Source organism: Massilia sp. SYSU DXS3249 (assembly GCF_053668055.1).
In genome coordinates this window covers 192819-205144 of the sequence record NZ_JBSIPX010000005.1, presented here as the reverse complement: position 1 = coordinate 205144, position 12326 = coordinate 192819, and the positions used below count along the sequence as shown (strand labels likewise).

Sequence of the window (12326 nt, the reverse complement as noted above, 5' to 3'; positions counted from 1 at the left end):
AAATATCTGTTTGCAGTCATAGTAGGCGGCCTCCCCGAGGGAGTATCCTTCACGCTGGGTTAAATCCGAGACAAGCATGGCCGAACCGATCCGCTTTTATTTCCGCAACGCCGTCCACGAAGTGACGGACGTGGCGCCGACGCAATCCATCCTGCAGCACCTGCGGGAGGACCTGCGCTGCACCGGCACCAAGGAAGGCTGCGCCGAGGGCGACTGCGGCGCCTGCACGGTGGTGGTCGGTTCGCTGGAGAATGGCGAGCTGGAACTGAAGGCGGTCAATTCCTGCATCCAGTTCACGCCCACGCTCGACGGCAAGGCCTTGTTCACGGTCGAAGACCTGCAATTGCCCGACGGCCGCCTGCACCCGGTTCAACAGGCACTGGTCGAATGCCACGGCTCGCAATGCGGCTTCTGCACGCCGGGTTTCGCGATGTCGCTGTGGGGCATGTACCTGAAACAGGACGGGCACCCTCCCTCGCGCTGCCAGGTCGACGATGCGCTCTCGGGCAACCTGTGCCGCTGCACCGGCTACCGGCCGATCATCGAGGCCGCCGGGCGGATGGTGGAACTGCCGCGCGCCGAATTCGACCGCGCGGCCGTGCGCGAGGCCCTGCGCGGGATCGAGCGCGGCACGACCCACACGTATTCCTTCGAGGGTCGCAGCTTCCATGCGCCGCGCACGCTGGACGAACTCGTCGCCCTGCGCGCGGCTCATCAGCAAGCGCTGATCCTCGCCGGCTCGACCGACGTCGGCCTGTGGGTGACCAAGCAGATGCGCGAGCTGAACGACATCATCTACCTCGGCCACGTGAGCGAGCTGAAGTCCGTGACGGAAACCGGCGACACCCTCGAGATCGGCGCCGGCGTCACCCTGCAGGACGCCTATGCGGCCATCTGCCGCCACTATCCCGATGCGTTGAAGGAGTTGTGGCAGCGTTTCGCCTCGCTCCCCATCCGCAACGCCGGCACGCTCGGCGGGAATGTCGCCAACGGCTCGCCCATCGGCGACTCCATGCCCTGGCTGATCGCCCTTGGCGCACAGCTCGTGCTGCGCGGGCAGGGCGGCGAGCGCGTGCTGGCGCTGGAAGATTTTTATCTCGGCTACCAGCAGAAGGACATGCAGCCGGACGAGTTCGTGCAGGCGCTGCGCGTGCCGCTGCCGCGACCGAACCTGCGCTTCCGCACCTACAAACTCGCCAAGCGCTTCGACCAGGACATCTCGGCCGTATGCGCGGCGTTTGCGCTCACCGTCGAGCACGATGTCGTCGTCGACGCGCGCATCGCCTTCGGCGGCATGGCCGCGACGCCCAAGCGCGCTGCCGCGGCCGAAGCCGTGTTGCGTGGCCGTGCCTGGGACGAGGCCGCATTGAAAGACGCCATGGCCGCGCTGGCCCAGGACTATGCGCCGCTGTCGGACATGCGCGCTTCCAGCGGCTACCGCATGAAGACGGCGCAAAACCTGCTGCGCCGCTTCTGGCTGGAGACCCGCGGCGAGAATCCGCTGCCCGTCACCGCCGTCAACGCATTTGCAGCCTCGGCGTAAGGAGAACACCATGAACGACGCAGGCGCACCAGCATTCAAGGCGGCGGCGTGGAGCGCGGTCGGTCGCGCCCGACCGCACGAGTCGGCCACGCTGCACGTGCTCGGCCAGGCCACCTATACCGACGACATCGCGGAAGTCGCGGGCACGCTGCATGCGGCGCTCGGCCTGTCCAGCAAACCGCACGCCCACATCCTCTCGCTCGACCTGGCGCCGGTACGCGCCGCGCGCGGCGTCGTCTCCGTGCTCACGGTACGCGACATCCCCGGCACCAACGATTGCGGCCCGATCATCCACGACGACCCCATCCTCGCCGACGGCAAGGTGGAATATGTCGGCCAGCCGATCTTCATCGTCGTCGCCGACACCCACGACAACGCCCGCCGCGCCGCGCGCCTCGCGAAAGTGGAATACGAAGAGCTGCCGGCCATCCTCACGCCGCAGGAAGCGCACGCCGCCAAGTCCTATGTCGTGCCGCCGATGCGCCTGGCGCGCGGCGACGCCGAGACCGCCTTCGCCAACGCGCCGCACAAGGTGGCAGGCAAGCTGTACGTCGGCGGCCAGGAACAGTTCTACCTGGAGGGCCAGATCGCCTACGCGATTCCGGGCGAGGACAACGGCATGCTGGTGCAGTGCTCGACCCAGCATCCGAGCGAGATGCAGCATGTGGTGGCGCACGCGCTCGGCCTGCATTCGCACCATGTCGTCGTCGAGTGCCGGCGCATGGGCGGCGGCTTCGGCGGCAAGGAATCGCAGTCGGCCCTGTGGGCGGCCGCCGCGGCCATCGCAGCAAACAAGCTGAAACGCCCGGTGAAGCTGCGCGCCGACCGCGACGACGACATGCTCGTCACCGGCAAGCGCCACTGCTTCTATTATGAATACGAGGTCGGCTACGACGATACGGGCCGCATCCTGGCCGCCAAGGTCGACATGGTCTCGCGCGCCGGCTACTCGGCCGACCTCTCCGGCCCGGTTGCCACGCGCGCCGTTTGCCACTACGACAATGCCTATTATTTGTCGGACGTCGACATCCGCGCGGCCTGCGGCAAGACGAATACGCAATCGAACACCGCCTTCCGCGGCTTCGGCGGCCCGCAAGGCGCGATCGCGATGGAATACGTGCTCGACGAGATCGCGCGCAATCTGAAAGTCGACGCGCTCGACATCCGCAAGCGCAATTTCTACGGCAAGGAGGAGCGCAACGTCACGCCCTACGGCCAGGCCGTGGTCGACAACGTCATCCACGAGCTGGTGGACGAGCTGGAAGCGTCCAGCGAGTACCGCGCGCGGCGCCAGGCGGTCGAGGCCTTCAACCGTACCAGCCCGGTGCTGAAGAAAGGCCTGGCGCTCACCCCCGTGAAATTCGGTATTGCCTTCAACGTCACCCACCTGAACCAGGCCGGCGCGCTGGTGCACGTCTACGTGGACGGTTCCATCATGGTCAACCATGGCGGCACCGAGATGGGGCAGGGGATCAACACCAAGGTGATGCAGGTGGTCGCGCACGAACTCGGCGTCGACATGATTCAGGTGCGCGCCACCGCCACCAACACCAGCAAGGTATCGAACACATCGGCCACCGCCGCCTCCACCGGTGCCGACCTGAACGGCAAGGCGGCCCAGGACGCGGCGCGCCAGATCCGCGAGCGGCTGGCCGCCTATGCGGCGGCGCAGTACGGCGGCGAGGCTGGCGAGGTGCGTTTCGCGGCCGACACCGTGTTCGTCAACGGCATCGAGGTGCCTTTCCCGCACCTGGTGCAAAAGGCCTATCTCGCGCGCGTGCAGCTCTGGTCGGACGGCTTCTATGCCACGCCGGGCCTGTCCTGGGACGCGAAGACCATGAACGGCCGGCCTTTCTCCTACTTCGCTTATGGCGCGGCGGTGTCCGAAGTCGTGGTCGACACGCTCACCGGCGAGTGGAAGCTGCTGCGCGCCGACGCCCTGTACGACGCCGGCAATTCGCTCAATCCGGCAATCGACATCGGCCAGGTCGAAGGCGCCTTCATCCAGGGAATGGGCTGGCTCACCACCGAGGAACTCTGGTGGAACGCGGGCGGCAAGCTGATGACGCATGCGCCCTCGACGTACAAAATCCCGGGCGTGTCCGACTGCCCGCAGGTCTTCAACGTGCGCCTGTTCGAGAACCGCAACGTCGAGGACAGCATCCACCGTTCGAAAGCGGTCGGCGAGCCGCCGCTGCTGCTGCCGTTCTCGGTGTTCTTCGCGATCCGCGACGCGGTTTCCTCCGTCGGCGATCACCAGGTCAATCCGCCCCTGAACGCGCCGGCGACGAGCGAGGAAATCCTCGACGCCATCGCCGCGGTTGAAGCTGCGGTCGAAGCGGCCGTTTCCGCGCACGCCTGATGGAAGACTGGCGGACAGCCGCGCTGCGTGCGCCGGCCGTGCTGGTCACGGTCGCCATCGCCCAAGGGTCCGTGCCGCGCGAACCGGGCGCGAAGATGCTCGTCATGCGCGAGGGCTTCGCGGGGACCATCGGCGGCGGGCACCTGGAGCACCGGGCGATCGAGCTCGCGCGAGAAATGCTGGCGCAGGGCGGGACGCCGCGCCTCGAACGCTTTGCGCTGGGGCCGAGCCTGGGGCAGTGCTGCGGCGGGGTGGCTTATCTCGTGTTCGAGCAGGTCGATCGCGACCAGGCGGCTTTGCTCGATGCGCGCCGCCATGAAGATACGATCAGGCTCGTAGGGTGGACCGGGCCACGAAAGGCGGCTCCGCCGTCCACGCGTTCAACGGACGGTGGCACGGTCGAGATCCCTGGTACGTCGCCGTACGTTGAACGCGTGGACGGGAGACCCGTCCACCCTACGTGGGCTCTCTGCACTGCTGATGGTACCCACATCGCCGGCGACGCCGTTCCCGCCTTCGACCGTACCCGTGGCACCCACGTCTTCACCGACGATGACGGCCGCACCTGGCTGGCCGACCCCATCCTCGCCCCGCGCGCCCACCTGATGCTGTTCGGCGCCGGCCATGTCGGCGCCGCCATCGTGCGCGCGCTGGCCGAGCTGCCCTGCCGCGTCACCTGGGTCGACGAGCGCGAGGACCTGTTCCCGTCCGTGGTGCCGGCCAACGTCACGGTCGAGGCCACCGACACCCCCGAGGCGCTGGTCGAACAGGCCGCGCCGGGAACCACCTTCCTGGTCATGACACACAGTCATGCACTTGACCTGCGCCTGTCCATTGCGATACTGTCGCGTCCCGGCGCACCGGACTGGTTCGGATTGATCGGGTCGGAAACCAAACGCCGCCAGTTCGAACACCGCCTGCGCGAGCGCGGCATCGCCGGCGAGCGCATCGATGCCATGGTGTGCCCGATCGGCCTGCCCGGCATTGCCGGCAAGGCCCCGGCCGTGATTGCCGCCTCCTGCGCGGCGCAACTGCTGACCGTCTGGGAGGCGCGCGAGCGCGCCGCCAGCCCCCACCAAGTTTCTTCGGAATCCAACTGATGTCCACCGCACCACATACCGTGCAAGCCTACCGTGCCAGCTTGCTGCATTTTCACGCCGACCCGGCCTTCACCGACCAGGCCCACACCTGGATCGAGGACGGCCTGCTCATCGTCCGCGACGGCCGCGTCGAGGCGGCCGGCGACTATGCGCAGCTGGCCGCCACGCTGCCTGCCGGCCTCGAGCCGGTCGACTACCGCGGCCAGATCATCACGCCCGGCTTCATCGACACCCACCTGCATTACCCGCAGACGGACATGATCGGCTCACCCGCGCCGGGCCTGCTGCCCTGGCTCGACACCTACACCTTCCCGACCGAGCGCCAGTTCGCCGACCCGGCGCATGCACGCGCGACCGCCGAGTTCTTCCTCGACGAGCTGACCCGCTGCGGCACCACCACGGCGGTGGTTTACTGCACCGTGCACCGCGAATCGGTGGACGCCTTCTTCGAGGCCAGCGAAGCGCGCAACCTGCGCATGGTGGCCGGCAAGGTGCTGATGGACCGTAACTGCCCGGACTTCCTGCGCGACGCCGAAGGGCAGATCGGCGAGAGCGAAGCCCTGATCAACAAGTGGCACGGGCACGCGCGCTCGCTGTACGCGATCACCCCGCGCTTCGCTCCGACCTCGAGCGAAGCGCAGCTGGGCGCGATCGCGGAACTGGCGAAGGCCTATCCGGACGTCTTCATCCAGACCCACGTCTCGGAAAACCAGGATGAAGTGAACTGGGTGCGCGAGCTGTACCCGAAGGCGCGCAGCTATCTCGGCGTCTACGACGACTATGGCCTGATGCGCCCGCGTGCGCTGTTCGGACACTGCATCTGGCTCGACGACGAGGACTTCGCGCGCATGGCGGCCACCGGCTCGGCGGTCGCGAGCTGCCCGACCTCGAACCTCTTCCTGGGCAGCGGCCTGTTCGATTTCGAAAAGGCCGACGGCGCCCGGGTCCAGGTCACCCTCGGCACCGACGTCGGCGCCGGCACCTCGTTCTCGATGCTGCAGACCATGAACGAAGCGTATAAAGCAGCGCGCCTGAAGGGCAGCTACCTGCCGGCCCTGCGCATGTTCTACCTCGCCACCCTGGGCGCGGCGCGCGCGATGGGCCTGGAGGGCACGATCGGCAGTTTTACGCCTGGTGCGGAAGCCGACTTCATCGTGCTCGACCCGCAAGCCACGCCGCTGCTGGCGCGCCGCAGCAGCCATTGCCACTCGCTGGAAGAACAGCTGTTCGCGCTGGCCTTGCTGGGCGACGACCGGGCGGTGCGCGCGACCTACGCGGCCGGCAGCAAGGTGCACGAACGCCAGGCGTAATCGCTGCGCCGATATTCGGTAGGGGTGATTGAGGCCAGTGGCCTCAATCACGGGTTCACCGGGCGGCTCTACCCGTACGTGGGCGTGCCCGCGGCCCATGCGCCGCCCAAGCGTTCAAGCAGCGTGAAATGGCCATGGTTCGATTCATCCCAAACCACGTGCAGACAGGGTGGGGCTGTTGCCTGACACGTTATCGGTACCTCCAATCCGCGTGGACACAAGTGTCCACCCTACGGGTCACGCCTCGGGTTCGGCACTCCGTGCCTCGGCGTCTCGGGCCTGCAGCGTGTCCCGTAGGGTGGGCACTCTGTGCCCACGCGGATCGCGCCTACCGATCACGCCGCAGGCAACAGCCCCACGTCCCCCGGCACGCCCCGCATTGCCAACCTTGAACGAACCCGTTAGAGTTGCGCGGTCGCGCGCCACTGCCGAGCTTGCTGCCGCGACAAGCCAACCCAACACGAAAGACCGTCATGCAGAACACACTCAGCACCAGCCTGCTGATCGCCCTGGCCGCATTGTCCCTGAACGCCGCGCCGGCGATGGCGAAGGAGCCCTCCAGCGCCGCGCGCCAGGCCAACGAGGCCGCCACCGCCCGCCACTACGCCACCCTGATCGCAGGCAGCGAGCCGAAAATGGCCGAGCTGACGATGTTCTTCACGCAGATGCCGAAGGGCGGCGACCTGCACCACCATTATTCGGGCTCGATCTACGTCGAGCAGTACCTCGAATTCCTCGACAAGCAGGGCCTGTGCGTGAACAAGCAGACCTACCGCATCGAGACCGACAAGGCGAACATCGCCGCCGAGCGCGCCAAGCCGGCCAAGGAACGCAACTGCCTGTCGAGCGCGGAAGTCTATGCCGACGACCACACCTGGCGCGAGCTGGTGCAGCGCTGGTCGAACAAGGATTTCAACAACCACGGCGCGATCCAGCCGCCGCCGGACCGCCTCTTCTTCCAGACCTTCGGCTACTTCGGCCCGGTCTCGAACGCGAACTTCGCGGAAGGTCTGCAGGAACTCAAAAAGCGCGCGATCGCGGAAAACGTCAGCTACATCGAGACCATGTTCAAGATGGCGCCGGCCGTCGCCAACCCGGAATTCGACAAAACCGCCTGGCAGCTGGCGAACGACGACGCGGCGCTCCAGGCCGAGATGCGCCGCGCGATGGAAGCCCTCGACCGTGACCCGGCCTTCGCCAGGTCGATCGGCGACTTCGTCGCCAAGATCGAGGACGCCGCGCAGGGCATCGACGACGAGCGCTTCACGATGCGCTACCAGACCTACGTGCTGCGCCTGCTGAACCCGTCGCAGGTATTTTCCTCGATGCTGGCCGCCTTCAAATCGGCCTCCACGGGCGGCAAGGTGGTTGGCGTCAACATCGTCGGCCAGGAAAGCACGCACGTGTCGATGCGCGACTACGCGCTGCACATGAAGATGTTCGGCTTCCTGAAGTCGGTCTATCCGAAGGTGAAGGTGGCGATGCACGCGGGTGAACTGGCGATGGGCGACGTGCCGCCGGAAGGCCTGAAGTTCCACATCGACCAGGCCCTGAACGTGGCGCGCGCCGACCGCATCGGCCACGGCATCGACCTGGCGCACGAGTCGAACGCGGTGCAGATCATGCGCACGATGCGCGCCAGGGACATCCCGGTCGAGATCAACCTGACCTCGAACAGCTTCATCAGCGGCATCGAAGGCGCGAATCACCCGGTGACCCTGTACCGCAAGTACGGCGTGCCCTACGTGATCTCGACCGACGACGCGGGCGTCACCCGCCACACGCTGTCGCAGGAATATGTGTCGTTCGCCAGCCGCTACAAGCCGGACTATGCGGAGATGAAAAAGACTTCGTACAACAGCGTGCGCTACGCCTTCCTGCCGGCGCCTGAGAAGACACGCCTGACGCGCCAGCTCGACGAACGCTTCGCGAAGTTCGAAGCCGAGATGGCGAAGCTGGCGAGCGGTGTCGCTTCGGCGCGACGGAAATAAACAAAACCGTCCGGCCCCGGTAACGGCAGCGCAACGCTGCCGTTGTTGCATCTGCACCATGCAATGCATCGAGATGGGGCAAATAAAAGTTAGCGCCGAGCTAACATTTGTGGTGGGGCCACCACAAATTCCAGCGCCCACCGGGGCGATCAATGGAAATTTTTATCAAAATATTTCATCAAAGAATGCACCCCTTATAATCCCGCCTTGTGATTTTGCTCGGGGAAACCCCCGCGCGGCGCACGAGATGCACGTTTTTCGGGCGATTCAGAGGAAAGGCCTCTCAATCCCGAAGTAAAAACGTATTTGTCTGGTCTGTGGCACTCATGCATATTTGTTGTTGTTAGTAAATATGCTTGAAGTTTTTTCAAGGGCGGCAGGTAACGGGGATGACATATTTCCTCTTTACAATCGCCCGGTCCACGGAAGACCAGCAGTGCGACGCTGCGGTGCAGCGGCCGGCGAACCGGCAACCAGGGTTGCAGTACTTGTAAAGAGGGGCGTTCTTCGGGACGCCCAAATAATTAAGTCTATTTTGGGGTTTTAACAATGATCACTCAACAACAGATCCGGCTGACCAAGCTGGCGCTGGCTTTGTCGATTGCGTTGTCGGCGGCGCCGACCTTCGCACAGAACACCACCTCGGCCATCGGCGGCCGCGTCGCCGGCCCGGATGGCAAGCCGGTGGCGGGTGCACAGGTCCAGATTCGCCACGCCGAGTCGGGTTCTGTCAGCACGGTTACGACCGATGCTGAAGGCCGTTACGTCGCGCGCGGCCTGCGCGTCGGTGGTCCGTACACGATCACCATGACCAAGGACGGCGCTGTTGAGAAAGTCGACAACGTGTTCACCCAACTGGCGGAAACGTCTGCCGTCGACGCAACCCTGGGCCAGGTCCAGGTCGTCCGCGTGACCGGCCAGGCTGCTTCGAACAAGTTCAACAGCACCAACATGGGTTCGGGCACCGCCATCGGCCGCGCCGACCTGGTCGCCCAGGCATCGATCAACCGCAGCCTGTCGGACTACGCGCGTAACGATCCGCGCCTGTCGCAGACCGACAAGGAGCGTGGCGAGATTTCGGCCGGCGGCCAGAACTCGCGCTTCAACTCGATCACCATCGACGGCGTGTCGATCAGCGACACCTTCGGCCTGGAAGCGAACGGCCTGCCGACCAACAAGCAGCCGATCTCGATCGACTCGATCCAGTCGGTGCAGGTCAACATCTCGAACTACGACGTGACCCAGAAGGGTTACACCGGCGCGAACATCAACGCCATCACCAAGTCGGGCACCAACCAGTGGCACGGCAGCGTGTACCACGTGTACCGCGACGACAACATGGTCGGCAAGCGCTACAACGCTACCGACGACACCTACTTCGACGCGCCTGAGTTCCAGGAAAAGACCACCGGCTTCACCATCGGCGGCCCGCTGATCCAGGACAAGCTGTTCATGTTCGCCAGCGCCGAAAACGCGACCAGCTCGAAGGCATCGCCGGAATTCGGCATCCTCGGCAGCAACCTGACCAACGTCGGCATCACCCAGTCGTCGATCACCGCCCTGCAGAACGCAGCGCAGCGTACCTACGGCATCGACGTCGGCAGCGGCGAGACCCCGACCGGCCTCGAGCAGAAGGTCGAAGACCGCCTGCTGAAAGTCGACTGGAACATCAACGACAACCACCGCGCAAGCTTCCGCTGGCAGAAGACCGAGCAGAACGAGCCGGCATTCGCAGGCTACTCGGCATCGGGCATCGCCCTGTCGTCCTACCTGTGGAACGAGAAGAAGACCATCGAATCGAGCGTCGCCCAGGTGTTCAGCGACTGGACCCCGACCTTCTCGACCGAATTCAAGCTGTCGCGCCGCGATTCGGGCAAGACCCACGACAACAACTCGCGCCTGCCGGCCATGGCCCTGCAGATCGGCGGCGCGTTGCCTGCTGGTACCCCATCGTCGGTCCGTACCGGTAACCGCTTCATCAACTTCGGTACCGAGCAGAGCCGTCAGTTCAACGAACTCGACACCACGACCTGGGACAGCTACGCCGGCGCCACCTGGCTGCACGGCGACCACGAAGTCAAGGGCGGCGTCGACTACAGCAAGAACGAGATCTTCAACGCGTTCCTGCAGAACGTGAACGGTAACTACACCTTCCGTTGCGACAACACCACCGGCCTGACCGCGCAGCAAGTCGAAGATTGCGTCATCAACAACTTCGTCGCCGGCCGTCCAAGCTCGTACACCGCACAGCTGGCTTCGCCTGGCTTCGCGCTGACCGACGCCGCTGCAAAGTGGACCCTGGCTAACACGGGCCTGTTCCTGCAAGACACCTGGAGCATCAACCCGCAGCTGAAGCTGACCTACGGCGTGCGCTATGACCGCGCTTCGACCAGCGACCGTCCTCTGCGCAACAATGCCGTTGCCGGCGCCCGCGTTGCCGGTTCGTTCAACGCCACCACCGGCGCCATCGTGCGCGACACGGGCGGCTTCGGCGTCGACAACACCGTCACCATCGACGGCGACGACCTGATCCAGCCACGCGTCGGCTTCAACTACCGCCTCGACACCAAGCGCGCGACCCAGATCCGCGGCGGCGTCGGCCTGTTCGGCGGCGCAGCCCTGAACGTCTGGCTCGGCAATCCGTTCGCCAACGCCGGCATCGCGACCTACACCGTCGGCTGCGGCACCGGCAACTTCGGCGCCTGCCCGGCAACCGGCGCGCCGATCTTCAGCGCCAACCCGGACGCACAGCGCGCCATCGCCGGCTCGCCGCCGGCAGCCAACGTCGACGTCCTGGCACGCGGCATCAGCCAGCCGTCGGTGTGGAAAGCCAACATCGCCGTCGAACACGAACTGCCATGGTACGGCATGGTCGTGAGCCTGGAATACCTGCGCACCGACGTCAACAAGGGCGTGTACTTCCGCCAGCTGAACCTGGGCGGCGCAACCCGCACCGGTCCTGACGGCCGTCCGCTGTACTGGACCGCGCCTGGCTACAACGCAGCCTGCGCCACCGGTACCGGCAGCATCACCTTCAGCACCAGCGGCGCCTGCACCGGCTTCCGCGCCCGCGCACTGTCGAACGCTTCGTTCGCCAACGTGATCGAAGTGGCTGAAACCAAGAAGGGCGACGGCAACGTCGCGACCATCCAGCTGAGCAACAGCCGTTCGCGCGGCCTGCGCTGGAACGCGGCTTACACCTACACCGACGCAACCGAAGTGAGCAACCTGAGCTCGTCGACTTCCGGTTCGAACTTCGGCGCCCGTGCAAGCTTCGATCCGAACGAAGACGTGGCAGCGAACTCGGCTTACCTGGTGCGCGACCGTGTCAACGCCTCGGTCAGCTGGGAAAAGGCCTTCTTCGGCACCTACAAGACGACCTTCGGCGCATTCTACGAAGGCCGTACCGGCAAGCCGTACAGCTGGACCTACAACAACGACATGAACGGCGATTCGGTCAACTCGAACGACCTGATGTACATCCCGTCGGCCTTCGGTTCGGGCGAAGTGATCTTCCGTGGCGACACGGCAGCAAACCGCGCCAACGAAACGAAGTTCTGGGACGTCGTGAACGGCAACAAGGAACTGCGTAACTCGGCAGGCAAGGTCATCAGCCGTAACAACTCGTTCGCACCGTGGACCAACAGCATCGACATGCGTATCACCCAGGAAGTGCCAGGCCTGTTCGCTGGACACAAGGGCGCGCTGGCGATCGACTTCATGAACGTCGGTAACATGCTGAACAAGCGTTGGGGCCGTATCAACGAAGTCGGCTTCTCGAGCGCTGGCGGTAACTCGCGCAGCTTCGTGGACTACGCCGGTATGCAAGACGGCAAGTACGTCTACCAGGTGCGTGACCAGGTCGAAGACTACGTGACCAAGCAGGCTCGCGGCGAATCGCAGTGGGCAGTCCAGGTGACCGCACGTTACGAGTTCTAATCTCGTTTCTACGGTTAAAAACCTGAAAACGGCCGGTGGCGACACCGGCCGTTTTTTCATTTAGTGAGAGGGCAGGGCGGG

6 protein-coding genes are annotated in these 12326 nt (G+C 65.2%); all 6 read left to right on the top strand.

From position 1 onward, the window contains the following. Nucleotides 1-76: 76 nt before the first annotated feature. The 6 genes from xdhA to ACWCIA_RS08540 all read left to right on the top strand — a co-directional run bounded on the left by xdhA (nt 77) and on the right by ACWCIA_RS08540 (nt 12245). Nucleotides 77-1543, top strand: coding sequence for a xanthine dehydrogenase small subunit (gene xdhA / locus ACWCIA_RS08565; RefSeq protein WP_454162351.1), 1467 nt, complete (start codon nt 77-79; stop codon nt 1541-1543). Between the two features lie 10 nt (nt 1544-1553). Next, nucleotides 1554-3905, top strand: a complete 2352-nt coding sequence (gene xdhB, locus ACWCIA_RS08560; protein ID WP_454162349.1) for a xanthine dehydrogenase molybdopterin binding subunit — start codon at nt 1554-1556, stop codon at nt 3903-3905. Then, complete coding sequence (gene xdhC / locus ACWCIA_RS08555; protein ID WP_454162348.1) at nt 3905-5005, top strand: xanthine dehydrogenase accessory protein XdhC; 1101 nt, start codon at nt 3905-3907, stop codon at nt 5003-5005. Before xdhB ends, xdhC begins: the two co-directional genes overlap by 1 nt. Continuing rightward, on the top strand, nt 5005-6315 hold the full coding sequence (gene guaD / locus ACWCIA_RS08550) for a guanine deaminase (protein WP_454162346.1): 1311 nt from the start codon (nt 5005-5007) through the stop codon (nt 6313-6315). The genes xdhC and guaD overlap by 1 nt, the downstream gene beginning before the upstream one ends. A gap of 473 nt (nt 6316-6788) precedes the next feature. After that, nucleotides 6789-8306, top strand: coding sequence for an adenosine deaminase (locus tag ACWCIA_RS08545; protein WP_454162344.1), 1518 nt, complete (start codon nt 6789-6791; stop codon nt 8304-8306). Nucleotides 8307-8855: 549 nt separating this feature from the next. Further along, the gene (locus ACWCIA_RS08540; protein WP_454162342.1) at nt 8856-12245 is read left to right on the top strand and encodes a TonB-dependent receptor domain-containing protein; all 3390 of its coding nucleotides are present in this window, start codon (nt 8856-8858) and stop codon (nt 12243-12245) included. The last annotated feature ends 81 nt before the right edge of the window (nt 12246-12326 follow it).